Here is a 24,551-nt window from a genome sequence, read left to right as displayed (position 1 = left end):
GCCTGGGTGACTCCGGAAGTCGTACGGGGCGGGTTCGCCATCTCCGCAGCGAGTGCCGAGGGCCCGCTCCAGCCGTACGAGCGCGAGGCCGCGTCGCCGGCCGGCCTCTGGACGCGCGCCGGCTCGGGCTGCTGCGTCACGCGGCGGAATCCATGGTTCGCCGGCGCGACCGTCCGGGCTCCGTGCGGCACCGCGAGTTGCGCGCCCGGCAGGCGGCGCAGGCTGTCCAGCCCTCGCACCACGTGCTCGCCGAGCCGGTGCTGCACCGCCTGTCCGCACTTCCGCAGCAGACCGGTGCGGCCGATGTGGCACCGCTGATCGCGGACGACTCCACGCGCGACGCCCTGGAGGACCGGGCTGCCTGCGGGGACGGTGGTCCCGGCGGCGGAGCGGCGCGTCGTGGAGGCGGCTCCGAGCGCTCCGATCAGTACGTTCGCGGAACGCGGTGTGGTGCCCTCGGCGGAGGTACTGGCCGAACTGGTGCCGCAGCTGGTCGCCTCCACCCATGCGCGGGCGTATAAGGACGGGGCACTGCGCACCCTGATGGCCGCGAACTACCGGGCGCTGCGCAACCGCCGCTCGCTGCTCCTGCTCAGCCTCGAAAGGCAGGTGCACGTCGAGGAACTGCCCTGGGTCCGTGCGGTCGCCGCAGACCGCGTCGCCGATCAGGATCACGAGCCTGCCCTCTCCGCGCTCCGTCAGCTCGGCGAACTGGCCGTGCGGGCGTTCCCCGGCACCATCCTGCCCGACCCGCTGATCCGCGAACTCAGCGTGCTCACCCGGCAGGCCGAAGCCGGAGCGCCGCTGGTCGAGGAGTTGGCCCCGGACATCTTCATGGGCACCTTCACACCGAAGTTCCTCGCGGCGGCGCGGGTCGCCGCCGAACTGCTCGGCAGCACGCTGTACGAGCGCTACTACGGCATCGACTACACGGCGATCCGCAATCTCGCGATCACCGAGGCGAGCAAGTCACTGAACCGTCGGCGGCAGCCTGGTCCTCGACGGCAGCGGTCCTGCCATTGCTCGGTGCCGCGGAGCCTTGAGCCGGTTCGTCGTGCGTGGTTCGATCAGGTTGCTCGTACATCGGTTACCTCGGCCCCTCCGGGCTCGTCATAGCCATGACGGAACTCGCTTGAGGGAGGCAGCAACATGACCGGACCAGCTCCGGACGAAGCCCTGGCAGGAGCCTTCGAGCAGCAGCGCGGGCGCCTCGTGGCAGTGGCCCACCGGATGCTCGGATCGCGGGCCGACGCCGAGGACGCGGTGCAAGAGGCATGGCTGAGGCTGTCCCGCCAGGACCCGGCCTCGATCGACAACCTCGCCGGCTGGCTGACCACCGTGGTCGGCCGGGTCTGCATCGACGCGCTGCGCTCGCGCAAGACCCGGCCCGAGGCGTCGTACGACGACCGGCTGCCCGAACTGGTGGTGATGGAGGACGGAGACGGAGCGCCCGAGGACGACGCGCTGCTCGCCGAATCGGTCGGGCTGGCGCTGCTGGTGGTGCTCGACACGCTCCATCCCACCCAGCGGCTGGCGTTCGTGCTCCACGACATGTTCGCGGTGCCGTTCGAGGAGATCGGGCAGATCATCGGCAAATCCGCGGACGCCGCCAAGATGCTCGCCAGCCGGGCCCGTCGGAAGGTGCAGGACACGCCTCGTCCAACCGATGAGCGGCAGCAGCAGCGCCCCGTGGTCGAAGCGTTCCTCGCGGCGGCGCGGGGCGGAGACTTCGAGGCGCTGTTGCGGGTGCTCGACCCGGACGTGACGTTGAGCTCGCACACCCCGCGTGGCGTGGTCGTCAGGACGGGGGCGGCCGAGGTGGCCCGCAGGGTCCAGCGCGGCGCCCGTGCCGTGGCGACTGCGCGCCGCGCCCTCGTCAACGGTCGCCCCGGGGTCGTGGTGTGGAACGCGCACGGCAAGCTGCTGGGCGTGATCGCGTGCACCGTGGCCGATGGCCGGATCGTCGAGATCATTACGGTGAATGACCCGGAACGCCTCTCGTCCATGGGTCTCGCCGCACGTCCTGACTGAGGGCTGTGCGTGGCCGTCGGTGGCGCGGCGAGGACAACGGACTCTCCGTGTGTTCGTGTTCGCGCAGCGCTGCCGATGGCGGCTCCGGTCCGCCAGGCCCTCGAAACGTGCCCTTGCAGGCCCGCCGTTGGTGGTGCGGGTACGGGTTCCGCCCGAACGGCCGATGAGTTCTGCCTCGCCGCGTCGTCCGCGTATGGGGAACGTCCCCCCTCTGCACCCGCGGGAGACCCGGGACCAGATGACAAGGACCGTGGACGCAGTGGGCCAGGAGACCACAGGCCGTTGGCACCGCGCTGCCACACGTATGGAAATCGATGTCTATGGAGCGGCTCCGGAGGCGGCGAAGAGGGTTGCGGCGGTGTGTCCGGCCGTACGTGTGGCCATGCGCGTGGGCGATGCGTGGGGCGTCGGCCGCTCGATGTCCGCGGATCCCGGGCTGATCTGGATCGTGCGGTCCGAAGAGGGGTGGAACGTCGGATCCAGCCTTGAGCCAGGCGTGCGGACTTCTCCCGTCGCCTGGGATCTCCTGGTGGACGAGATCAAGCGTTTCGTACACTCCGTACGCGCAGGCGTTGTTGCGCTTGGCATCGACCCCGCCTTCATCCCAGGGCCCGGAGACCGGTTCCAACACGACCGGCCGCGTGGGGAGTGATCTTGGCGTGACTGGTGTGAGCACGGCGTTGGAGTCCTCGACCACGGCATTGCCCATCTGAAGAACTGGCGGTCTGTGGCCCGCGTCTCGGTCGCCGAGAGCACATGAGCGACATCGTCCAGGCCATCGCTGGCTTACTCTCCCATCAGCAGACCCTGGACCTGATCCCGGTAAGGCAGATGTGAACACCAAGCCCCGCCGGGACCCTCGGCGTCTCGCCCCATTCCGTGCTCGAGCTCGTTAGGTTTCGGCTGTGACTGGTGATTGGCGAACGGATCGCATCGGAACTGCGCTGCGGGGCGAGAACCCCACTGTGCTGCGGCGGCTTGAGTCGGGGTTTGCGGTGATCGGCGACGTTCAGTTCCTCCCGGGCTATTCGGTTCTCCTCGTGGATGAACCGAATGTTCAACGGCTGTCCGACCTGCCGAAGGCCAAGCGGCTGTCGTTCCTGTCCGGCATGGACCAGTTGGGCGAAGCGGTTGAGCGGGCCTGCCGACGGCTGGACCCGGCCTTTCGTCGGGTCAATCTGGAAATCCTGGGGAACACGGACCCGTTCCTGCACGCCCATGTCTGGCCGCGGTTCGAGTGGGAGACTGCCGATCGGGTGGGTGCGCCGGTGTGGCTTTATCCGCGTGACCGGTGGAGAGACGAGCGGTTCAGGCTCGGTCCGCAGCACGGTGTGTTGCGGGATGCGATTGGCAGCGAACTGGACCAGTTGCGCTCGATGGCCTGAACCCGAAGGAGATCGCCCGGTGAATGGGGAATCAGCAGGCAGGTTTGCCCCGCCCCCGAGCGAGGGGGCGGGGCAAACCAACGAGCCTCACCGGAGAGGACGGGGGTCGCATAGCTGTCAGGCTTCTCCGACGGTCAGTTCGAGAAGCTGCCGTGCCGTCCCGACCGGGTCGACGATCTGGTGCAGATGAGCTCCGGGCAGGTGCGCGGTCCGCCAGCCGCGTTCATGGGCGTCGGTGGCCATGTCCTCGTACGGGGGGCCGAACAGCAGGTACGAACAGGGGTGGTCGTCCCAGCCCTCGGGGACCGGGATGTGCTGCTCGTAGTAGGCGAGCGGGAGCCTGGGCTGCTCGGCGACGACCTTCCGGCGCATCGCCGGCCCGGAGAACATGGGCGCGATGTCGGCCTCGTCCCACCAGTCGGTCCAGCGCGGCAGTGTGCCGTTCACTGCCATCGGACGGAGGAAATCCAGCAGTTCGGGCGGGGCAACGGGAGTCGGCCCGGTGCGGGCCGGCAGCGCGGCGTCGACGAAGACCGAGCCGGTCACCGGATGGTCCAGCACCGAGCGGACGGACGGGAGGAACAGACCCGCGTTGCTGTGCGCCACCAGGATGAGAGGGTGATCCGTGGGGACGCCCTGGAGGCCGGCCCGGACGGCTTCGGCAGCCCGCGGCCAGAACGGTGGTTCACCGGCGCCCACGTGCAGCAGGGACGGCACGCGTACCTGATGTCCCTTGGCGGTCAGCCGTTCGGCCACCGGGTTCCAGGTGGAGGGACCCACGGACGGACTGTGCACGAGTACGAAGATCGGTTGCATACGGGCATCCTGTAGCTGCCCCACCGCCGGTCGCGACCGGCTTGGCTGACGGCGAACGGGGCGCACGAACTCCCCACGGGATTACGGAACAGCCTTGGCTCAGGCCGCGAGCGGCATCGCGACCGTCACCATGGCCAGCAGCCCGATGTACGCCCAGGCATGGGTACGGTCGGGGATCCGTGGCGGGCGCCTCCGCAGCACCGCGATCACCGGCAGTGCTCCGAGAAGCAGAGCCGAGGCGGCGCGGAGGTCGACGAGACCGGCCAGGTGCACATGCGCGTCCATGGCGGCGGGGACCACGGCGCCGCACAGGGACACCGCGGTGGCCGGGAGCGCGATGGCGAGGGTGAGGGGGTTGGCCAGGGCGGTCGCCACCTGCATCGTGTGCCCGGCCCGCCGCATCGCGGGGACGGTCATGACGCTGCCTCCCACGCCGAGGAAGGCCGCGACCGCCCCGACCGGCGCGCCGAGGACGGCGGGCAGCGGACGCGGAGCGCCGGGGGCCGCCTCGCCTCCCGTGTGCGGGCGCAGGAATCCCGGGCGCAGGAGCAGGTCGGCGATGGTGAGAGCGACGTACGCGACGAAGGCCCACCGGGCCAGATCGGCCGGGGCGACCCGAGTGGCGACCGCTCCGGCCGAGGCGCCGACTGCCAGGAGGAGGAGCAGCGTGCCGCTGCCGCGGAGCGTGCGGAGCACCCGCCGCGGTGTGACTGCGGTCGCGAAGCCCGCGTTCACCACCATCACCAGAGCCGAGGTGGCCGTCGCCACCCGCATCGCGTCCGCGCCGAGTGCGGCGTCCGCCCACACGACGACCGGCACCGCGACGAATCCGCCGCCGAAGCCGAACAACACCGTCGTCATCCCTGTGAGGAGTCCGATCCCTGTCAATGCCACAACGTCCATGGGCCCCACTCCACCAGCACGGGCGGGCTGCTCGCATTCGATGGTCAGCACGATTCCTTCGCGTCCCGGCCAGTAGGATGGACGGGTGAAGAACGTCCCCCTTGCCGACGTCGACCACGCCGACCGGGCCGTCCTGCCGATCGGCACCGACTACCCGCCCGGCCACGTACTGGACTGGCACGAGCACCGGCGCGCGCAGTTCCTCTACGGCGCCACCGGGGTCATGATCGTCGACACCGCCGAGGGCACCTGGACCGTTCCGCCCGAACGCGCCGTGCTGATCCCGGCCGCCACCCGTCATCGGGTCCACATGCTGGGAGTGAGCACCAGGAGTCTGTACATCGAGCCGGATGCCGTCCCGTGGTGGCCCGTGACCTGCACGGTCGTAGACGTTTCGGCGCTGCTGCGCGAGCTGCTCCTGGTCGCTGTCGGGTTCGAGATCGACTACGGCCTGTCCGGGCGGGAGGGAGCCATCGCCGCGCTCCTCCTCCACGAGATCGCCGAGCGCGCCCCGCTCCCGTTCCATGTCGGGCTTCCCGCCTCCGCCGACCTCGCGAGGCTCTGCCGCGCGTATCTGGCCGCCCCGGACGCGGGTGTCACCAATGCCGCGTGGGCCGCACGGACGGCCATGAGCGAACGGGCCTTCACCCGGCGCTTCCGCTCCGAGGCCGGCGACAGCCCTGCCGTCTGGCGGGCCCGCGCCCGGCTGCTCGCGGCCGTTCCGCTGCTGCGGACCGCGTCGGTGAGCGAGGTCGGTGGCCGTCTGGGCTACGCCTCTCCCGCCGCGTTCACCGCGGCCTTCACGCGCACCTTCGGCCTGCCCCCGTCCCGCTTCGCCGCGAGCCGCCAGGGCGTCGGCCGCAGCCGCAACTGCTGAGCGATCCGTGGCACTTCAGCGTCTCCGCGCCCTGACTGCACGCCACGACGCGGGGCCGAATCGCCTGCCGCTGCCGCCGACGCATCGCAGAGCCGGTCGGCCATGCGGAGAACGAGGTGTCCGGTTGCCCGGTCGGCGAGGCAGCCCGGGGAGCAGGAGCCTGTGACGGGCGGGAAGCCGTCGGTCGGTGTGGTGGGTTGAAGGTACGCACCAGGACTCGGTGTGCCCGTGACCTCGGCTCCTGGTAATGCGGTTCTGCTGAGGTCGTCCCGCTCCCCCTCTCTCGTATCGGTTGAGACGCAGGACCATCAGTCCAGGGTGAATCGAAAGACCTTCGAATCCCTCTGCTGGAATCCCGCTCGTTCATAGAGTCGGTTCGCTGCCTCGCGCGATGGACGCGACGTCAGGTCGACCGTCCGCGCTCCTGCGTCCGCCGCCGATTCGAGGGCCCGGTCGATGAGAACCCTGCCGACGCCGTGGCCACGTGCGCCCGCGTCGACCACCACGTCCTCGATGTGAGCCCGCAGACCGGACGGCAAGGGTGACATCACCAGCGTCAGCATCCCGACGATCACGCCCTCGCCCCGGGCCACCAGCAACGTATTGGTGCTGCAGTCCGTCAAGGTCCTCACTGCCTCATGGTCCAGAGGAACGGCCCTGGAGGACAGTTGCGGAAGAAGACGGGCAAACGCCTCCACCAGTTCATCGGTCGTCTCGTGAACAATCTCGGCCTCAACGATCATGCTCCGGAATCTATCGGCTCCTACGAGTTGCCGGGTCGGTGGACCGGCGACCCGGCTGGGCAGATCTCGCGGAGTGTCATCGATCACGGCGACGCCGATGTGTCCTGGCCGGGCCACTTCGCGGGTGGAGCGACAGCCGGGAGGGCTTCCTCCTCGGGGCATCAGTGAGCGCTCACCCGGCGGGACGAAGCCGAAACCGCGGCATCGCCTCAGGCGCCCGGACAGGACCGTTCCCGAGTCGCGGGTCCTGTGGATTCCGGGCTCTCCGTTGTGCTGTTCAGAGGTAGGACAGGCACCGCCAGATTTAAATGCCGCGAGTTCGCCCTCCCGAAGGACTACCACCGCGTCACAGGTGCACCGGCAGTACTCGACCTCACCTGCCGACGTCGAGTGCCTCGACAGCAACTGCCACGAAGGCTGTCGCCGAGCAGCCTGGCAGCCCCGGTCCTGGAGGGGGCAGGTGTCCTGCGACGGCGTACCCGACGAACCGTTCACGTCTTCGGCCCGCTTCGGCCGTCCGGCCGCCGGACGTGCGGGTTGGTCCGCCGCGTCAGCGGTGATCGCGGGAGGGCGAGAGTTCGGCATCCGTGTCGTCTCCGGTCTGCCGCGCCGCCGCCAAGAGCTTCGGCGCGGCGGGTTCGGGCAGTGTGCGGAACAGCAGCCAGCACAGAGCGGGCATCAGGATCAGGGGGGTCAGGGCGGTGCGCAGGGAGGTCGCGTCGGCGACACTGCCGATGAGGGGGGGGCGGCCAGGCCGCCGATGCTGACGGTCAGCCCGAGGGTGATCCCGCTGGCGGTCCCGACGCGGGTGGGCAGGTAGTCCTGGCCGAGCGTGACCTGGAGCGAGAAGGGGACGTACAGGCCGGCGGAGGTCAGCACCACGAACACGTAGATCGCCGGGCCGGGTACGAAGACGACCCCCGCGACGGCGGCGACCGAGACGAGGTACGACCAGCGGGCGACGGCGACCCGGCTCCAGCGGCCGGCCAGGCTGCCGCCCAGTACGGAGCCCACCGCGCCGCCGAGATAGAGCACGAACAGTGCCGCGGTGCCCGCCGCCGTACCGCCGCCGAGACGCTGCTTGACGTAGAGCGAGATGAATGTGCTCAGGCCGATGAAGGCGATGGACCGGCAGACCACGGCCAGCGACAGCTTCACGAACGAGAGCTTGTCGTCGGTGCCCGTCCCGGCCGCACCGCCGGAGCCACCGCGTTCCGTCTTCTCCAGCGCGCGCAGCACGGGCAGGCACAGGACGCTGCCGACGAGGGCCGGCACCACGAACAGCGGCGCCAGACGCAGACCGCCGGAAGCGACGACAGCGGTGACCATGAGCGGTGCGGCGGCGAAGCCGACGTTGCCGCCGACGGAGAACCAGCCCATCGCGGAATGGCTGCCCTCGCTGACAAGCCGCGCTACGCGGGCGGACTCGGGATGGTAGGCGGCGACGCCGACACCGGACACCGCCACGAACGTCAGCGTCAAGGCGTAGGAACCGCTCAGGCAGCTCAGGGCGATACCCAGTCCGCCGAGGAGCGTGCTCACCGGCAGGAGCCAGGGCATCGCCCTGCGGTCGGTGAGCACGCCGAACACCGGTTGAGCCACCGAGGACAGCAGGGACGCGGCGAGCACGACACCCGAGACCGCGGCATAGCTGTAGGCGCGCTCGGCGACGAAGAACGGGACGAGCGACGCGACAGCGCCTTGGTAGATGTCCACGCAGGCGTGGCCGACCGACAGCATGATGATGGTCTTGTTCCTGGGCACATGGCCATGTTCATCGCCGGGCGGCTTGACGCGCTTCCGATATGCTGCCAGCCAATGACGGAAATCCGCCACGAGCCCGTGGCGCCGACCCGCACTCAGTGGCTGGCGCCCGGAGCCGCCATAGACGCCCACCGCCATGACGACCACCAGATCGTCTACGCGGGCCGGGGCGTGCTGGCCGTGACAACCAGCACGGGCACGTGGATCGCGCCGGGCACACGCGCCATCTGGGTACCGGCCGGCACCGTGCACGCCCACCAGGCGCACGGGGAACTCGAACTGCATCTGGTCGGCCTGCCCGCGAGTGACAATCCGCTCGGCCTGGACGAGCCGACCGTACTGACGGTCGGCCCCCTCCTTCGTGAACTGATCCTCGTCCACACGCGCACCCCGTACGACGAATCCCCTGAACGCGGCAGGCTGCGGGCCGTGTTGCTCGACCAGTTGCGGGCCTCACCCCAGGAGCCCCTGCACCTGCCCACCCCGACCACCCCTCGGCTGAGGGCGGTGTGCGAAATCCTGCGCACCAATCCGGCCGATGACCGCACCCTTGCGGCCCTGGGCAGGGAGGTCGGCGCCAGCGACCGCACCCTCTCCCGCCTCTTCAAGTCCGATCTCGGTATGACGTTCCCGCAGTGGCGCACCCAACTGCGCCTGTACCACGCCCTGGTCCTGCTTGCCGAGAACATCCAGGTGACCACCGTGGCCCATCGGTGCGGCTGGTCGTCCGCCAGCGCGTTCATCGATGTCTTCCGCCGCGCCTTCGGGCACACCCCAGGAACGCATCAGCCCCGCTGACGGCCGGCCCCGCGCACGGGAGTCCGGGCCGCCGGAGTGTTGAGCCGCGGCGCTGCACGGCAGCCTCGTCACACGGCCCGTGGCACTGTGGTGGCATGACCATTGAAGTTCGCCCGGCTTCGGTCTTCGGGGATGTCCGTACGCTGCTCGGCCCGAAGTCGCCCGGGTCCAACGTCTGCTGGTGCCTGAGCCACCGGATCCCCTCGAAGCTCAACAACGAGCTTCGAGGGACGGCCCGAGGTGAGTACGTCGCCGAGTTGTGCCGTGAGCAGCCCCCTCCGGGGGTACTGGCCCACGACGGCGGGGAACCGGTCGGCTGGGCCGCCGTGGCTCCGCGCTCGCACACCTCGTTCGCTCACAGCCGTAGGATTCCGCACGTCGACGACCTGCCGGTCTGGTCCCTCTGGTGCGTCCGTGTGCGCCCCGGTCACCGCAAGAAGGGGATCTCGCACGCGCTGATCGCGGGTGCGGTGGAGTTCGCCCGCGCCCAGGGCGCACCGGCGATCGAGGCGTATCCCCTCGACAACGGTGACGCCAAGGTCGACTTGACGATGGCGTACGCCGGGCTCCGGAAGAACTTCGAGCGCGCCGGGTTCACCCACGCCGCCGACACCACCTCGGTGCTCGCCGGTCATCCCCGGATCCTGATGCGGCTCGACCTGCGCTGACGGATCGGCTCCGGGCGCGGCAGCCTCGCCACCGGCCGGCGATCCCTGGGTGACAGCACTCGGGGATGACGAGGGAGAGCGGCGCGGCCATGGGCAGAGGGCTCCGAGGGTGATCCACACCGTGTCGTAGGTACCTAGGGGACGTGGGCAAGCACGGTCGTCGTGCCCGCGGCTCAGGAGGACTACGGCACCCGGACACGCGGCGGGCTGGACCCTCGGCTGAAGCGGGCGCTGGACCGCATCCCGGCGCACTGCCGGATCGCGTCCATCTGCACCGGCTCCTTCGTCCTCGCCGCGGCGGGTCCGCTCGCCGGGCGGCGGACCACCACGCACTGCGTGGCAAGCGGTGCCGACCTGCGTCTGCACATGATCCGTACCGATCACGGCGCTTCGGTGGCCAGCGCGGTCGCCCGCTCCGAGGTCGCACCTCCGCACCGCGAGGGAGGGCAGGCCCAGTACATCCAGGGCCCCGTCGCGGGCCCCAGCGACTCCTCGACCGCTGCCGCCCGGATGCCCGCTCTTGAACAACCTCGGACGCCCCCTCTCCTTGCGGGAGCTCGCCGGCACCGCGTCGATGAGTGTGCGGTTCTTCAACCGGCGGTTCCGTCAGGAGTGCGGGACCACACCCGGCCAGTGGCTCGCCCAGCAACGCCTTCAACGAGCGATGCAGCTACTGGAGGAGACGGATCTCGCGGTCGACCAGATCGCAGCCGAGTCCGGCTTCGGGACCGGTGCTTCGCTGCGCCCGCACTTCCAGGCCACGCTGGGTGTCCCGCCACGGGCCTGTCGCAACACCTTCCGCGGCCCTGAGCCCCGGGCCGCCGGCGCCCGTTGTGAAGAGCAGCCGTGATCCGGTCCGCACGGGTTCACGGCCGGTCCAGCGAGGGGTAGTCGTTGTATCCCTCCGCCCCGTGCACGTGCATCAGGAACTCCGGGCGGATGTCGTTGAGTGGCGCGCCCGTACGCAGCCTCTCGACGAGATCGGGGTTGGCGAGAAAGCCCCGGCCCAGCGCGATCAGGTCGGCGCCCTCGGCCAGCAGGCGCTCGCCCTTGCGCTTGCCGCCGTCGGCCGCGACCTCCTCGCGGGAGAGCACCGGGTTGGCCATCAGCGTGCCGGGCCAGGCCTTGCGGATCTCCGCGAAGGGCGCGCTGTCCGGGTCTGCGTGGATCAGGTGCAGACAGGCCGGGTCGATGCGCGCGAGGGCGGGAAGAAGCGCCCGGTAGATGTCCTCGGTGTCGCCCTCCTCGATGCTGTTGACACCCAGTCCGGGCGAGATCCGTACGCCGACCCTGTCCGGGCCGATGGCTTCGGCGACGGCTTGGACCACCTCGGTGGTGAACCGGATCCGCCCCTCCACCGGTCCGCCCCACCCGTCGGTCCGGCGGTTGGTGTTCTTCGCCAGGAACTGGTGCAGCAGATGGCCGTTGGCGGAGTGCACCTCCACACCGTCGAAGCCGGCCTCGACGGCGTTTCGGGCGGCGGTGGCGAAGTCGGCGATGGTGGACCTGATGTCCCGGACCGTCATCTCACGGGGCGCGACGGCGCTCTGCAGCCCGCTCGGGGTGTGCAGCGCCTCGGGGAACCGTACGACGGACGGGGCGAGCGGGATGTGGCCGCTGGTGTCGGGATGGCCGACCCGGCCGCCGTGCTGCAACTGGAGAAACATCCGGCTGCCGGAAGCGGCGCGCACCGCGTCGGTGACCCGACGCCAGCCGGAGATCTGCGTGGACTCATGGATGCCGGGGATGTGTGGGTAGGTCCGGCCGACGGCGTTCGGCGTCGTGGCCTCGGCGATGATCAGACCGGCCGAGGCGCGCTGCGCGTAGTGGGTGACCATCAGTTCGCCCGGGACCCCGTCGGCCCCGGCGCGGTTACGGGTCAGCGGCGCCATCACCAGTCGGCTGGACAGTTCCAGGTTGCCGAGGCGGGCGGTCTCGAAGAGCCGGGAAACGGCGGGGGCCTGCTGTGTGTTCGTCATGCCGGTAACGTAGAACGTGACATTGATGTCAGGTTCAAGTCATGAGGTGAGGCATGCGCATCGGGGAACTGGCGTCACGCACAGGTGTCAGCGAGCGCTCACTGCGCTACTACGAGGAACAGGGCCTGCTGGCAGCGAATCGGACGCCCGGCGGCCACCGGGACTTTTCCGACGGCGCCGTCGATCGCGTCATCCGCATCCAGGAGCTCTACGCAGCCGGGCTGCACAGCTCAAGGATCGTGCGGATCCTGCCGTGCATGCGGGACGAGGACGGCGGCCCCTCGGTGCGCGCCACCCCGGAACTGGTCGCCGAACTCACCGCCGAGCGGGACCGGATCGACCGGACGGTCGACGACCTGCTCCGCTCCCGTGAAGTCCTGGAGCAGGTCATCGACACCGCGGCGGACAGGATCGCCCCTGATCCTGCGGACTAGGGACGCCATGCGGAGCCGACCCCCGCGTCGCCGAGGTGGTGGACGCCTGCGCGCGGAGAGCGAGGAGTTCGCCGCCCCGTGGAAAGCGCACGGGACCGGCGTGCGCCGTGAAGGGGATCGCAGGCGCATCCAGCACGCTGACTTCGGTGTCCTGGAACTCCAGTGCCAGGTTCTCCACGACGCCAACCAGGCACAGGCCCTCCTTCTCTGCACCGCCACCCCCGGCAGCAAGAGCCACGACAAGCTCCTGCCCGTCGTCGGTAGCCGGTCGTCCCAGCGGTGACCCGGCCGGGCCATCGGCCGGGCAAAGAGAGCGGTGAACGCGTCGGTGTTGTTGATCAGCACATGCGCCGCGGCCGGGCCGACTGGCCGGCAGGCCGTCCGAAGCCGCGACGGCCGACGGCAGAAACCAGCAGAGCCCGGAACCGTATGGTTCCGGGCCCTGCTTCGAAAGTAGCGGGGACAGGATTTGAACCTGCGACCTCTGGGTTATGAGCCCAGCGAGCTACCGAGCTGCTCCACCCCGCGTCGTTGTGATCACCACCGTACGCCATTTCGGCGGGTGCCCCGACCACCGCCCGGCCCGGCCCGCTGTCCCGCCGTGCTCGCCGTGGCGCACCGGTTCAGGAATTCCTCGGCGCCGGCCCCGGCTCACGCCCCATGGATGCCACCATCCGGTCGACGGCCGAAGCGTTCTCGGCCACGGGAACGATGGGGCCGAAGGGCATGTGCTCGCCCCGGTACTGCGGTGGCAGAGTGGCCTCCGCCCGGGCGAGTGTCTCCATGGCCTCCTGCTCGGTGAACGGAATCGGCTGCCCCGTGGCGGTCGCCAGGTCCCAGCCATGCGTCAGGTGCCCCATGACGGTCCGGAGGCCCAACTGGTCGGCGCCCACGCCCTCGATGACATCACCGGCCTTGGGCAGGACACCCGTCAGCAGAACCATGTTTCCCGTGCTGCGAGCCCAGGAGCGTTCGTCCGGACCGTCTTGAACAACCACGACACCGGGCGGGTGGTTTTCGCCCCGGCGGCATACTCGCCCGCCGCGTACCCGTAGCAGTCGGTCACCGTTCGAGATGCAGGTACGCGGGAGCGCTGATTCGCTGGTGGCGTCGGCTCTCCCCCGAGATCCAGGAGTGATCATGAGCGTTGCGGATGAATCCGGAGGCCGCGCCGAGCGTATTCGCGCCAAGGCGCAGGAAATGCAGGAGGCGGCCGAGCGGGCCTCCGACCCACAGGAGCGGGAGCGGCTCCAGGACAAGGCGCGCCGCCTCAAGGAGCGGAGTGATCAGGTGAGCACCAAGGGTGACGGCGGCATGAATCCCCTCTGAGCGCGCCTCGTGAGATCCGGCGGCGGCCGTTCGAGGGGTGCGGTGGATACGGGCGGGGGCGGCCGGCCGGATCGGCGGCCCGGCCGGCGTGCGCCGGCCAGGCCCGTACGTCGCACGGAAACCGGGCCGCGGCACTACTGCGTGAACCGCGGGAGCCACTTCACCTGGTAGTCGGGGTGCCCCGCGTGCTCCGCGGCCATCTGCCGGACCACGAACCCCAGCCCGAAGGCACGCCCCGAGGCGAAGTCCCGGTCGGGACGGTCGGTGTCCAGTTCGGCGACCTCCGCGTACTCGTCCAGGAGAACGCGGCTCGTCTCGATGCGCTGAATGGTTCGCGCGGGATCCTGCCGGGCGATGTGGTGGTTGTAGCCGTGCGTCCTCAGGCTGAACGCGATCGCGCCGGTCCGGTCGTGGATCTCGCCCGGCACCTCGGCCGGACACCGCCACCCCTCGCCCCCGGCCACTCGTGCGATCTCTTCTTCCTCGTCGAGACGCGCCCGGACGAACGCGACCAGGTAGGAATTGTCTGTCATCAGGTTCTGGATCCTTCCCACTCGGCCCCGCACCTCAAGGGGCCGTGCTGGAGAGTATCCCGCCGCGTCCCCTGCCCCATAGCAGCTCATCGCCCGGCCGTGTCCGCCGTTGCGTGCGGGGCTGCTGAGCAGTTGTTCCCGGCCGGCCGGAGAGACAGCCGGAGGCCCCACCGTTCCAAGGGAACCGGTGGAGCCTCCGAGGCGCGCTCAGCGGTACGGCGACGGCTCGTCCTCCTACCGTGCCGGACTGATCAGTGGTCGGTCTCCGCCGGTTCCAGGACGAGGACCGGGATCTGCCGGTCCGTCTTCTTCTGGTAGTCGGCGTAGTCGGGAAACGCCTCGACAGCGCGTTCCCACCAGATCGCCTTCTCGTCCCCGGTCACCTCCCGGACGTTCATGTCCTGGCGGACCGGCCCGTCCTGCAGTTCGGCGCGCGGGTGGGCGGTCAGGTTGTGGTACCAGACCGGGTGCTTCGGGGCTCCGCCCTGTGAGGCGACCACGGCGTATGCCCCGTTGTGCTCGACGCGCATGAGCGGCGTCTTGCGGATCTTCCCGCTCTTGGCTCCCCGGGTGGTCAGAATGATGACGGGCATGTCCCGCATCGTCGTCCCCTCCGTTCCGCCTGAACTCTCGTACTGCTCGACCTGGTCCCGAACCCACTGGGCGGGGCTCGGCTCGTACTCACCCTGGAGAGGCATGACTTCTGTCCCATCGTCGACGATCCGGCCGTGACACTTCATCGGCCGCAGTTCCTCATCATGGCTTCAACCGCATCGGCCGCCCTGAAATCCCACCCCGGCCGACGTGTCGCGCCGGGTGGTGTCAGCGGCGGTGTCAGCGTCCGAAGCCGCTGCGTACGCGTGCGGCCGCCACCAGGCCGCCGCCCACGAACACCGTCAGTCCCGCGGCGCTCCCGATCACCGCGAGCACCAGCGTCCTGGCTCCCGTCGAGGCGAGCGGCCCGTCCGCGGTCGAGGGGTCACCGGCAGCGGCGAGGATGAGGCGGGTGACCGTCTCGGGGCGGGAGACCATGGCCATGTGCGAGGAGTTCACCTCGATGGTGTGCGCGTGGGCACGCCTGGCCTGAAAGCGTTCCAGATCGGGGGCGATGACCTTGTCCCGGCCGGCGACCAGCACCCAGGACGGAAGGGTTCGCCAGGCCGCTGCCGTGGCCTTCTCCTCGAATACCGAAGTGCTCACGGGGCGTTGGGAGGCTGCCATCACCGCGGCTGAGGCCGTGGGCCGGTCGGCGGCAGCGATGTCATGGAACTTGCTGTCCTGGATGTAGAGGTCGGTGCCCTGGCCGCCGTCCGCGTTTCGGACGGGCATGCGTCTGAGCGCCGTACCCAGCTCGCTGCCCGGGAACCGGGAGCCGAGCGGGCCGAGTGCCTCGCCCCTGTCCGGCATGAACGCGGATATGTAGACCAACGACCTGACCTGTGGGTTGCCTGCCGCCGCGCTGCTGATGACCGCACCACCGTAGGCGTGGCCGACCAGGACGATCGGGCCGGCGATCCGCCTGAGCACCTCGGCCGTACTGGCGGAGTCGACTGCCAGCCCGCGCAGTGGATTGGCCGGGGCGACGACGGTGTATCCGCGACGCTGCAGACGCTCGGCGACGCCGTTCCAGCTCGACGCGTCGGCGAACGCGCCGTGCACCAGCACCACCGTGGGCCTGACGCCTCCGTCCTCGCCCGGTGCGGTGGGGGACGCCATCCCGGCCGCGGCCGGCGCCGCTGCCCCGCACACCGCCGCGGTGAGCGCGGCCGCGAGGGCGTATCCGCGACGTGAACGGCTCAGCGAGCGGAGGCCCGGTCCGGGGCGGTTCGATATGAGCATGCTGATCCCGATTCTGCAGACGCGGTGACGGACTCAGCGTTGCCGTGCCCGGCCGAATCGGCGCGGCACGGACAGCAGGCGGGTGACGGGGCCGACCATCCGGGTACCGCTTGGCCGGTTCACCGGGCCGGTCCGTGTCGACGAAGCCCCTGACCCCGTCCGGCCCGCCGCGTCACGCGTCGCGGTGCGACGGGCCGGATCGCGATGCCACAGCGAGGACCCCCGCCCTGTGCAGGGCGGGGGTCCTCTCTCCTACCTGCCCGCCGATGGTGGCGCTGTGCCCGGCCACAGCCGTCCGGCGGGGCCGGGTGGTGCGTGCGGGCTCAGCTGACGTTGACGTCGATGCACGCGTAGAAGGCGTTGGACGTGTCGGCGATGTTCCAGACCGCGAGGACCTTCTGCCGGCCCTTGAGGTTGCCGAAGTTCACCTGGTGGGTGACGGTCGCACCGGGCTGGGCGCCGTTGTCGTTGAACTCGGCGATCTTCTGTCCGCTCGCGAAGTACTGCCACGTACTGGTGGAGTGACGGGCCGTCAGTACCCATTGGAACGAGGTGCTGGCGCTCACCGGAGTGACCTTCCAGCCCTTGGCGTCGTCGTCGAGATCGGCGAACCGGCTGTTGCCGCCGCTGCAGCTGGTCAGCCCCTTGGGGCCTTCCACGCTCTGGGGCTCGTACCTGATGTCACCGCAGCTGACCGTTCCGGCGGCACACTGCGCCTGCCTGCTCGGGGGTGACGAGATGTAGCCGTGGGCGCTGGCCGGGCCCGCCGGAAGGGTCAGGGCGAGTACCGGTGCGAGAACGGCACCGACGGCTACGGCGGTCTTCCTTTTCGCGTGCATGCTTCTCCTTCACATGAGGCATCGCTGCGCGCGGGCGGAGTGTGGGGAGCCCGACAGCGGCAGTCCAGCCTCTCGAGTGTGGGGCCAAGAGGCGCGAAGGGAACGGCAGGATCCATGACCGGACATACCCCGGGAAATACGGGTGCCCGGCGCCGTCCCTGCACTTGGACTAGACCACACCTATCGAGGCGTAGCCGTCAAGGGTGCTGCATCGAAAGGGAGTTGCGGAGAAGGGTCGAGGAACGGAGCTGAGGAACGGAGCTGAGCCGGCTCGGTGGCCTCGCCTACCGGCCGGCGTCACCGTAGTGGACCGTGACCTCCTTGAAGCCGAGCGAGCCGAGCAGCCCCTGGAGCATGGCGGTGGTGTTCTTCTCGGCGCGCCGTGTCAGGCCGCTCTCCTTGGCCGCCTCGCCGATGTGCTGGGCCGCCAGCTTGTTCACCGCCTGCTCGCTGCCGGGATTGTCGGAGAAGAAGTCCCCGATCCGGTCGAAGAGGCCGCGTTGCTTGGACACCGCGTAGGAGCGGTCCGGATCGAGCGCCGGTTTCCCGAGGACGGCGTGCGGCAGCCGGAGCTCGGCCGTGGTCCGGTCCTTGTTGACGACGACTCCGCCGTCCGTGACGTCGCCCAGGTCGACGGAGGCACCTACCGTGCCCGCGCCGACGTACAGGGTGCGGGAGCCGCGGATCGCGTCCGGGAGGAACTTCGTGTCCTTCTCCAGATCGACGACGACCTGGAAGTTGCCCGCCGCCGCCTCGTATCGGCTCATGTCACGAATCGACTTGAGCACGGCGGGACCCGAGCGGTCCTGGGTCTTCTCGCCGAAGATGTCGCCCAGCCCCGGCAGCAGGCTGAGCCGCGTGCCGAGGAGGAGCAGCGCGACGGCGACCGCGCAGAGCGCGGCCGCCCTCCCCCATCGGCGGGTGTGGCGGGGGCCCTTGTCGTGGCCGCCGCCCGCTGGTTCGCCGGGCTTGCCCGGTACGTCTGTCGGTAAGTCGGTGGAGGTCATACTCCCCGTGTGACCCGGCCGCCCGGATTCACTCCGCCGGCCGCCGCGGTTCCGCCCGATTCCGTACGTTGATACAGACGGCTCGATCGCGCCGGGCCGGTTCCGGGCCCGCCCTCATGCCCCTGTGACGCCGTCGAGCCGCTCTCGCACCAGGTCGGCGTGGCCGATGTGGCGGGCGTACTCGCTGATCATGTGGATGTGCACCATCCGCAGGGAGTAGACCTCGCCGTCATGGGTGAAGGTCTCGTCGAACGAGGCACCGGCGACGACCTCGTCCGCCAGCCGGCACTCCTCCACCAGGCGGGCGTAGTCCTGGGCGGCGGCGGCCGGATCGAGGTCCTCGAAGTCCGCGTCCTTGCCCTTCTTCGGGTCGTACATCGACTCAATCACCTGCCCGGCGAAGCGCTGCCTGAACCAGGTGCGTTCGACCTTGGCCATATGGCGTACGAGTCCGAGGAGCGAGAGGTTCGACGGTTCCACGGTCCGCTCGGCGAGTTGCTCGCCGGTCAGACCGGCGCACTTGTGCAGGAGGGTGCCGCGGAACCATCCGAGATATCCGGTGAGCATCTCGCGCTCACCCGCGACGAGTGATCCGCCGGTACGCGTTGCTTCAGGTGCTGTCCACGTCATCGCGCGATCATGCCTGTTGACGGGTGCGCCACGCGAGCCCTTTGTGTCTGCATCCACATGTCGGTGTCGTCGGACGACGACCTGGTGACGGATGCCGTGACGGCACTCGCGAGCCCGAGCACCAGGAAGAGCACCAGCATCGCCCTGCCCGCGCTGCTCATGACCAGCGGCCGGGTGGCGGAGCGCCCCTGCCCCTCCGGTACGGAGAGCGCGTCCTCGCCGAAGAGACCCTTGGGGTAGGCGGGAGTGAGCATCGATACGTAGGCGAAGACGCGCATCTCGTAGCGCAGCGTGGCCGCCGTGGCCTCGAAGAGGGAGCGGGGCATACGTCCGAGGATCAGCGTGATCAGCCACCACACGATCGCCAGGACGTACCAGCCGGATGTGACGAGGCTCTGCACGATGGCGGCGGGAATCACCAGGATCAGCCGGAAGAAGACGGCCAGCCGGTTCAGCCTGGTCGGGCGGACGTCGATCTGGACCGGATAGCCGGGCGGCGGGTTCAGCGCGAAGGGCGGATAGCGGTCGATGAGCAGCATGCCGCTCGCTGCGACCCTCGTGCGGTAGCCGAGCACACCGGCAAGGAAGCGGAAGACGGGCTCGGGCAGCCGGCCCAGAGCAAGGGCGGCGAACCAGCCGAACACGGCGGTGAAGAAGGCCGCGATCTCCAGGACGAGCAGCACGAAGAAATGCGGAATCAGCAGGAGCAGACGGAAGAAGACGGTGAGCCGACGCTGACGTGCGGGCTCGACGAGGTCCAGCACGGGCAGGAATTCGTCCGCGTCCCCCGCCCTTCGCCCCGGGCTCCACTGGGCGTCGGCCATGGCGCTCCCCTTCGACAGGTGATCCGTACGCCCTCTGCGCACTCGGCGTCTCCTCACGCTCGGGCCGGGGAAGGCGGCCCGCAAACGGCCGCGGGCCGATCGGGTGCCCGCCGGTCCGGGCCCGGCGGCCCCTTCGCACAGGGGGAACAGCGCACAGCCGTCCGGAGGACCTGGTCGATGCCGTACGGGCGACCGGCGCCAGGAACCTGCTCCTGACCGGCGGTCTCGCGTACTCCAACGGCCTCGGCCGGTGGCTCGGCCGCCGGCCGGACGACCCGGCAGACAATCGCGCCGCCGCATGGCACGTCTGCCACTTCAACACCTGCGCGAACGAGGACTGCTGGAACTCCACGCGCGCGCCGGGCGCCGCCGAAGTTCCTCTCGTAGCAGGTGAGATCGGCGAGAACACCTGCTCGCACGCGTCCGTCGACCGCGTCATGAAGTGGGCGACTGGAACCGCTGCACGGACGAGCTGTCCTTGGCGCAGGGCTTCCGCCGTCAGCTCCTCCCGGTCGGCTTCGGCCCGGGCATCGGCATGCTGATCGACACCTCACGCATCGGCTCGCGCGGTGCGGACCGGCCGTCGGGTCCGGGCGCGAACACCAGCGTCGACACCTACGTGGACGGCGGCCGCTACGACCGGCGTATCCCCCTGGGCAACTGATGCAAGCAGTAGAGCGCGGGTCTCGGCGAACGCCCGCCATGCCGCCCCCGAGACCGGGATCGACGCGTACGTGTGGATGAGCCCCCGGACGAGTCCGACTGCTCCGGCAAGGAGATCCCGAGTGACTACGGCAAGGACTTCGACCGGATGTACGACCCGACGGTGAAGAACGTCCACCCGGCGCGCTGCCCCGCCGCCCTGTCTCTCCGTCTCTCCCCGGCCGTCCGAGCACGGCCGGGGAGAGGCTCCGGGGAACGACCGGGGCCGGCCCGGACCCGGTCAGCGGCTGCGGAACCGGTCCAGCAGCGCACGGCCCGGACCGTTGCGGCCCCGGTCGTCGCGCGCGGTCCTGCCGCCTGCGGCCGAGGACTTGGCCTTCGCCGCGGCCTCGGGCTTCGCGCCGGCCTTCGGCTTCGGCTTCGTATCGGTGGTGGCCTTGGGCTTGGGCTTCGTAGAGGTCTTCGGCTTGGACGTCGTATCGGCCTTCGGCTTCGGCTTGGGCCGGGGCTTCGCGTCCGCCCCGGCCTTCGTCGCCGGCTTCGTCGGTGCCGTGGTCTTCGCCCATGTCCCCTGCCACGGCCGCCGGCGTGACGCCGTCCCGCGCCCGTCGCGTCCGGCCGCGCCGGGCCCGGCTGGTTTCGGCGCACGGGCGCGCTCAGGAGCCGGTTCCGGTTCCGGTCCGTCCGCGAGCACGTGGTAGCGGTGGCTCAGGCGACGCCCCAGGAGCAGATAGCCAAGGAGCGCTCCGGTCGTGTTGAGAATGACGTCGTCGACGTCGAAGGCCCGTCCCGCGACGAGTGCTCCCTGCACGAGTTCGACAATCGCGATGACCATGACGGTCAGCAGGACCATGCGGATCATCCGAAGGCGGCGCGGCACGAGGATGGGCAGAAGTACGCCGAACGGCATCCCCAGCACCAGGTTTCCGCCCGCCTGTTTACAGGCGGCGAGGAAGGTGTAGTCCTCGGCGTACTGCCGCAGCGAGCGGCCGGGCCGCAGGTTCGACTTCACCAGTTCCTCCGAGGCCGGCGACGGCGTGAGCGTCACCTTCGCCAGCACAACCGAGAAACCGACCATGGCCAGGAAGGCCAGTACCAGGAAGGTCACCTGCAGGAGAACGCTTCCCCACGTTCTACGCCGCGTTCCGCTCTGCGCACCACTCTCAGCCTCTGCGTTCATGGGCGACGAGTGCCCCCGTCCGGTCGGACCACACCTGGCCGCTTGAGTCTGCGCGGATTTGTCGCTCCCTTCGACGCCGTGAGGCTGAACCCGTACGACGAAGCAGCCGGGACCCTCGCTCAGACCCGGTCCGCAAGCACCTCCCGGGCCGCGCGTGCCCCGGACGCGAGCGCTCCCTGCACCGATCCGGTCGCACGGTGGTCCCCGCACACGTACCGGCCCGGGCCGACCCGTGAGGTGCGGGACAACGGCCACGGGGGCGGCATGGCGGGCAGAGCTCCCGGCACCGAGTACGTGGCGAGCAGGTCCCAGGCGGCGGTGTCGGTGGCGTGGACCTCCGCCAGATCCCGGCGGATCCGCGTTTCCCTGCCCGGGGTGTCGGGGCCGAGCACCGACGTCGAAACCAGGGCGTACCCGGTCGGTGCACAGGCCGGAACGACCTCGCTGAGTACCACTGTGTTCAGGAAGCGCCGCCTGCTGTCGACGAGCAGGGTCGGTTCCCGCAGCGGGGGTGAACCGGCCACGTGGTAGTACGTCGTGACGGTGCGGGTCCCCGGAACCGTCAGGCCGGGCAGCAGATGCGCGGCCCTTTCGGGGCCCGTCGCCACCACCACCGCGGGCGCGGGACGCTCCGATCCGTCCTCGCCGAGCACACCGTCGTCGGTCAGGCTGTGCACGGGGGTGTCCACGAACAGTGATCGCGGCGGCAGCCCTGCGGCCAGCGCTGCCGGAACGGCTCCGATCCCGGCCGCGGGCAGGCAGAGGCTGCCGCGCAGCATGCTGCGCCAGACGAGATGGAAGACGCGGGAGGAGGTCTCCAGCTCGTCCTCCAGGAAGACACCCGACAGGAACGGCTGGAAGAGGGTCCGGACGAGCTCGTCGGAGATACCCGCGTCGGCCAGTTCGGTGAGGGTCGTACGGTCGGGGCGCCGTCTGATTCCGCTCACCGGGCCGAACATGTCGCGGGCCGAGAGCACCGCGAGCGCCATCAGATCGCGGCCGGAGGCCAGTCGTCCGGGGAACAGATCACGGACGGCACCCGGGCGGCGGGTCGGGTCGCTGAACCGGACTCTGCCGGTGCCACCGGTCCCGGTCTGCACGAGCACGCCCGGCGTGAAGGGATGCAGACGCAGGTCTCGGAGTGCCAGGCGCTTCTTGACCTGCGGGTAGGACGTGTTGAACACCTGGAAGCCGCGATCGAGGAGGAAGCCGTCCCGCCGGTCGGTACGCATCCGGCCGCCCACCTCGTCCGACGCCTCCAGGAGGTGGACCGAAAGACCGGCGGCGGCCAGATCGGTCGCACAGGCCAGGCCCGCCGCTCCTGCTCCGATCACGATGGCATCGGGCCGGGGTCCCGCAGGGTTCGCCATGGAATTCGCCTTTCGCACGGGCTGGTGACCGTGGCTGGGACCCGGCCGGGAAACGGACCGTACGCCCGGGGCGGTCCGGCCTCACCGCGCATGTTCCCAGTTCAAGCCGGTCCGGCGCGGCATCCCGGCGAGCGCGCGTCTCATGGTTCGCAGAATCCGGTGAGAAGCCTGATCGCCTCACCGAGTCCCTGGGGGTGGTGGGTACCGGACAGCGGGGCGCCCGCCCAGCCGGGGCCCGCGATCAGCACCGCCGGGCGGGTCCGGGCGCCCCGTACACCCCATTCGATCGATGCCACGTGGTGCGCCAGCGGGCGCGCCGCCGTGTTCCGCGACTGGGACCACAGCACCACGGCCGACGGGCCGATCCGGCGCACGGCCTCACTCAGTGCCTCGCCCGGCACCGACGCGCCGAACATCCTGACGCCCAGGCCCCGTTCGGCGAGACCTGCGGCAAGCGCCTCCAGCGGAAGGGTGTGCGTCTCGCCCGGTGTGCAGGCCAGCAGGGCGAGCCCGGCACCGTCGGTGGCGGCCGGCTGTGCGGCCACCCGCCGCAAGGCGCTGGAGACGTGCCAGGACAGCAGGTGCTCGACCTCGACGTAGCGCTCACCCGACGTCTGCCACTTGCGTCCCACCGCGTGGAGCGTCGGCATGATCACCTGGTCCCAGGCGGCCAGGAGTCCGTACCGGCCGATCACGGCGGCAAGCCGGTCGTCGATGGTCCACGCGTCCAGCCGGAGTGCCGCGCGCGTCAGCCCTCGGCGTTCCTGGCGTGCGACGTCCGCGGCGAGCCCGTCCGGCTTCGTGCCGGAGGACGCCGGGAGCACATGGGGTGTGACAGCCGGGGCCTGAGGGTCGGGAGTTCCGTTCAGCGCCGTGCGGGCGGCCTCCGCCGGGGGCACGCCGGAACTCGTCAGCTCGCACATGCGTTCCAGTACGGCGATGTCCTCGGGCGTCCACCGCCGGTGCCTGCCACCGTGCCTGCGAGCGGGGCCGATGCCGTAGCGCCGGTCCCAGGTCCGGAGTGTCGTCGGCGCGACGCCGAGCCGACGTGCCACTGTGCCGGTGGTCAGGCCGTGGCCGGTGGTGCCCACCCGAGCGCGTTCCGTGGAGGACGGCATGCGTTTGATCATACGACGCAGAATCGACGCAGGTTGTCCCGGCGAGTCCCCTGTTGGAACGCTCCTGGCCGGGGCGTCCGTCGGAGGGGCCCCGGAGAGCACACCGGACGACTCCGGCCGGCCGCAGCGGGAGACCCCGCTCCTGGGCCGGGCCGCCCGGAGGAAGGACAGCCATGACCGCGCTCGCACCGCAGGACACGCTGCCCGGCGGGCCGGGCCCGCGACCGTGCGTCGCGACGGACCTCGCCGACGAGGAGCTGGCCGCCGGTCTGCTGCGCGGCAGCGAGGACTGTTTCGCCGCTGCCTACCGGAGGTGGGGCACCCTCGTGCACTCCCTGGCGGCCCGGTCCCTGGGCGACAGCCGGGAGGCCGAGGACGTCACCCAGCAGGTCTTCATGGCCGCCTGGCGCGGCAGGCTCGGCTACCGCCCCGAGCGCGGCCCGCTGCCCGGCTGGCTGGTCGGCATCACCCGTCGCAAGATCGCCGACGCGCTCGCCGCCCGCACCCGCCGCGGCGAACTGGCCGCTGCGACGGCGGCGCGGCTGCAGCTCGACGAGACCGGCGCGGCCGGACGTCCGGAGTCGGCCCTGGACCGGGTCCTGGTCGGTACGGAGCTGGGGAAGCTGCCCCAGGTACAGCGCCGCATCCTGCGCATGGCCTACTACGACGGTCTCCCCCAGACCCGCATCGCCGAGCTGACAGGGCTCCCGCTCGGCACGGTCAAGAGCCATGTGCGCCGCGCGCTGCGCCGGATCCGGCGTTCGATGTCCGGCCGCGACGCGGAGCGGTGACCGCAACGGAGCGGCACCCGAGCACCCGAG

25 protein-coding genes, 1 tRNA gene and 4 pseudogenes are annotated in these 24,551 nt (G+C 70.5%); 13 read left to right on the top strand and 17 right to left on the bottom strand.

What is annotated here, in order from left to right; genetic code table 11:
• The first annotated feature begins 399 nt into the window (after positions 1-399).
• From OG322_RS36925 to OG322_RS36915, 3 genes are all read left to right on the top strand, one after another.
• Positions 400-1,116 carry a hypothetical protein gene (locus OG322_RS36925; RefSeq protein ID WP_124286399.1) on the top strand — a complete coding sequence of 239 codons (717 nt, stop codon included), beginning with the start codon at positions 400-402 and terminating at the stop codon, positions 1,114-1,116.
• A 33-nt stretch (positions 1,117-1,149) separates the two neighbouring features.
• On the top strand, positions 1,150-2,031 hold the full coding sequence (locus tag OG322_RS36920; protein ID WP_329307514.1) for a sigma-70 family RNA polymerase sigma factor: 882 nt from the start codon (positions 1,150-1,152) through the stop codon (positions 2,029-2,031).
• 905 nt (positions 2,032-2,936) lie between these two features.
• Entirely contained in the window at positions 2,937-3,416 is a 480-nt protein-coding gene (locus OG322_RS36915; RefSeq protein WP_123466817.1) for an HIT family protein, read from the top strand.
• A gap of 117 nt (positions 3,417-3,533) precedes the next feature.
• On the opposite strand, the gene OG322_RS36910 is transcribed toward OG322_RS36915, so the two are convergent.
• Together OG322_RS36910 and OG322_RS36905 are read right to left on the bottom strand one after the other, a co-directional pair.
• Entirely contained in the window at positions 3,534-4,232 is a 699-nt protein-coding gene (locus OG322_RS36910; protein WP_123466819.1) for an alpha/beta hydrolase, read from the bottom strand.
• A 99-nt stretch (positions 4,233-4,331) separates the two neighbouring features.
• A complete protein-coding gene (locus OG322_RS36905) occupies positions 4,332-5,135 on the bottom strand; it encodes a sulfite exporter TauE/SafE family protein (RefSeq protein ID WP_266412908.1) in 804 nt (267 codons plus the stop codon).
• 85 nt (positions 5,136-5,220) lie between these two features.
• Between OG322_RS36905 and OG322_RS36900 the strand changes: the two genes are divergently transcribed.
• A complete protein-coding gene (locus OG322_RS36900; protein WP_123466823.1) occupies positions 5,221-6,012 on the top strand; it encodes an AraC family transcriptional regulator in 792 nt (263 codons plus the stop codon).
• A gap of 308 nt (positions 6,013-6,320) precedes the next feature.
• On the opposite strand, the gene OG322_RS36895 is transcribed toward OG322_RS36900, so the two are convergent.
• Together OG322_RS36895 and OG322_RS36890 are read right to left on the bottom strand one after the other, a co-directional pair.
• Entirely contained in the window at positions 6,321-6,755 is a 435-nt protein-coding gene (locus tag OG322_RS36895; RefSeq protein WP_329307513.1) for a GNAT family N-acetyltransferase, read from the bottom strand.
• Between the two features lie 550 nt (positions 6,756-7,305).
• Positions 7,306-8,519, bottom strand: a pseudogene (locus OG322_RS36890) (MFS transporter).
• Between the two features lie 54 nt (positions 8,520-8,573).
• On the opposite strand from OG322_RS36890, the gene OG322_RS36885 reads away from it, so the two are divergent.
• From OG322_RS36885 to OG322_RS36875, 3 genes and pseudogenes are all read left to right on the top strand, one after another.
• Positions 8,574-9,317 (top strand): AraC family transcriptional regulator, encoded by a 744-nt coding sequence (locus tag OG322_RS36885; RefSeq protein WP_266412906.1) that lies wholly within the window; start codon positions 8,574-8,576, stop codon positions 9,315-9,317.
• Positions 9,318-9,412: 95 nt separating this feature from the next.
• Positions 9,413-9,985: a GNAT family N-acetyltransferase gene (locus OG322_RS36880; RefSeq protein WP_124286394.1), complete on the top strand. Its 573-nt coding sequence runs from the start codon at positions 9,413-9,415 to the stop codon at positions 9,983-9,985.
• 147 nt (positions 9,986-10,132) lie between these two features.
• Positions 10,133-10,835: pseudogene (locus OG322_RS36875) on the top strand (GlxA family transcriptional regulator); the annotation flags it as partial.
• Positions 10,836-10,851: 16 nt separating this feature from the next.
• Here the strand turns inward: OG322_RS36875 and OG322_RS36870 are convergent.
• Complete coding sequence (locus OG322_RS36870) at positions 10,852-11,964, bottom strand: alkene reductase (RefSeq protein WP_124286393.1); 1,113 nt, start codon at positions 11,962-11,964, stop codon at positions 10,852-10,854.
• A 53-nt stretch (positions 11,965-12,017) separates the two neighbouring features.
• Between OG322_RS36870 and OG322_RS36865 the strand changes: the two genes are divergently transcribed.
• Complete coding sequence (locus OG322_RS36865; protein ID WP_207315934.1) at positions 12,018-12,398, top strand: MerR family transcriptional regulator; 381 nt, start codon at positions 12,018-12,020, stop codon at positions 12,396-12,398.
• A 7-nt stretch (positions 12,399-12,405) separates the two neighbouring features.
• The gene (locus tag OG322_RS36860) at positions 12,406-12,681 is read left to right on the top strand and encodes an MmyB family transcriptional regulator (RefSeq protein WP_329307512.1); all 276 of its coding nucleotides are present in this window, start codon (positions 12,406-12,408) and stop codon (positions 12,679-12,681) included.
• Between the two features lie 171 nt (positions 12,682-12,852).
• On the opposite strand, the gene OG322_RS36855 is transcribed toward OG322_RS36860, so the two are convergent.
• Both OG322_RS36855 and OG322_RS36850 read right to left on the bottom strand, forming a co-directional pair.
• Positions 12,853-12,926, bottom strand: a tRNA-Met gene (locus OG322_RS36855).
• 95 nt (positions 12,927-13,021) lie between these two features.
• Positions 13,022-13,342, bottom strand: coding sequence for a hypothetical protein (locus OG322_RS36850; RefSeq protein ID WP_266412901.1), 321 nt, complete (start codon positions 13,340-13,342; stop codon positions 13,022-13,024).
• A gap of 196 nt (positions 13,343-13,538) precedes the next feature.
• On the opposite strand from OG322_RS36850, the gene OG322_RS36845 reads away from it, so the two are divergent.
• Positions 13,539-13,727 (top strand): DUF6381 family protein, encoded by a 189-nt coding sequence (locus OG322_RS36845; RefSeq protein ID WP_123466841.1) that lies wholly within the window; start codon positions 13,539-13,541, stop codon positions 13,725-13,727.
• Between the two features lie 134 nt (positions 13,728-13,861).
• Here the strand turns inward: OG322_RS36845 and OG322_RS36840 are convergent, their stop codons facing one another.
• From OG322_RS36840 to OG322_RS36810, 7 genes are all read right to left on the bottom strand, one after another.
• Entirely contained in the window at positions 13,862-14,260 is a 399-nt protein-coding gene (locus OG322_RS36840) for a DUF6221 family protein (protein ID WP_123466843.1), read from the bottom strand.
• A gap of 251 nt (positions 14,261-14,511) precedes the next feature.
• Positions 14,512-14,958 carry a nitroreductase family deazaflavin-dependent oxidoreductase gene (locus tag OG322_RS36835; RefSeq protein ID WP_123469501.1) on the bottom strand — a complete coding sequence of 149 codons (447 nt, stop codon included), beginning with the start codon at positions 14,956-14,958 and terminating at the stop codon, positions 14,512-14,514.
• Between the two features lie 136 nt (positions 14,959-15,094).
• Positions 15,095-16,099, bottom strand: coding sequence for an alpha/beta fold hydrolase (locus OG322_RS36830; RefSeq protein WP_164494571.1), 1,005 nt, complete (start codon positions 16,097-16,099; stop codon positions 15,095-15,097).
• Positions 16,100-16,422: 323 nt separating this feature from the next.
• Complete coding sequence (locus OG322_RS36825) at positions 16,423-16,938, bottom strand: lytic polysaccharide monooxygenase auxiliary activity family 9 protein (RefSeq protein ID WP_123466845.1); 516 nt, start codon at positions 16,936-16,938, stop codon at positions 16,423-16,425.
• A gap of 284 nt (positions 16,939-17,222) precedes the next feature.
• The gene (locus tag OG322_RS36820) at positions 17,223-17,945 is read right to left on the bottom strand and encodes a DUF4230 domain-containing protein (RefSeq protein ID WP_123466847.1); all 723 of its coding nucleotides are present in this window, start codon (positions 17,943-17,945) and stop codon (positions 17,223-17,225) included.
• Between the two features lie 114 nt (positions 17,946-18,059).
• Positions 18,060-18,575, bottom strand: coding sequence for a DinB family protein (locus OG322_RS36815; protein ID WP_123466849.1), 516 nt, complete (start codon positions 18,573-18,575; stop codon positions 18,060-18,062).
• A complete protein-coding gene (locus tag OG322_RS36810; RefSeq protein WP_329307511.1) occupies positions 18,572-19,399 on the bottom strand; it encodes a DUF4389 domain-containing protein in 828 nt (275 codons plus the stop codon). Before OG322_RS36810 ends, OG322_RS36815 begins: the two co-directional genes overlap by 4 nt.
• Positions 19,400-19,563: 164 nt before the next feature.
• On the opposite strand from OG322_RS36810, the pseudogene OG322_RS41780 reads away from it, so the two are divergent.
• Both OG322_RS41780 and OG322_RS41775 read left to right on the top strand, forming a co-directional pair.
• Positions 19,564-19,845 (top strand): annotated as a pseudogene (locus OG322_RS41780) (glycoside hydrolase family 5 protein); the annotation flags it as partial.
• A gap of 2 nt (positions 19,846-19,847) precedes the next feature.
• A pseudogene (locus OG322_RS41775) lies at positions 19,848-20,225 on the top strand (glycoside hydrolase family 6 protein); the annotation flags it as partial.
• A gap of 117 nt (positions 20,226-20,342) precedes the next feature.
• On the opposite strand, the gene OG322_RS36800 reads toward OG322_RS41775, so the two are convergent.
• From OG322_RS36800 to OG322_RS36790, 3 genes are all read right to left on the bottom strand, one after another.
• Positions 20,343-21,242 carry a VanZ family protein gene (locus OG322_RS36800; protein WP_443066578.1) on the bottom strand — a complete coding sequence of 300 codons (900 nt, stop codon included), beginning with the start codon at positions 21,240-21,242 and terminating at the stop codon, positions 20,343-20,345.
• Positions 21,243-21,361: 119 nt separating this feature from the next.
• A complete protein-coding gene (locus tag OG322_RS36795; protein WP_123466854.1) occupies positions 21,362-22,612 on the bottom strand; it encodes an NAD(P)/FAD-dependent oxidoreductase in 1,251 nt (416 codons plus the stop codon).
• A 140-nt stretch (positions 22,613-22,752) separates the two neighbouring features.
• Positions 22,753-23,730: a MerR family transcriptional regulator gene (locus OG322_RS36790; RefSeq protein WP_266412897.1), complete on the bottom strand. Its 978-nt coding sequence runs from the start codon at positions 23,728-23,730 to the stop codon at positions 22,753-22,755.
• Positions 23,731-23,903: 173 nt separating this feature from the next.
• Here OG322_RS36790 and OG322_RS36785 point away from each other — a divergent pair, with 173 nt between their 5' ends.
• Complete coding sequence (locus tag OG322_RS36785; protein WP_123466856.1) at positions 23,904-24,521, top strand: sigma-70 family RNA polymerase sigma factor; 618 nt, start codon at positions 23,904-23,906, stop codon at positions 24,519-24,521.
• Positions 24,522-24,551 lie beyond the last annotated feature (30 nt).

The sequence above is a fragment of the Streptomyces sp. NBC_01260 genome, from assembly GCF_036226405.1.
Taxonomy (GTDB): Bacteria; Actinomycetota; Actinomycetes; order Streptomycetales; family Streptomycetaceae; genus Streptomyces; species Streptomyces laculatispora.
This window is presented reverse-complemented; position numbering and strand designations above follow the sequence as displayed.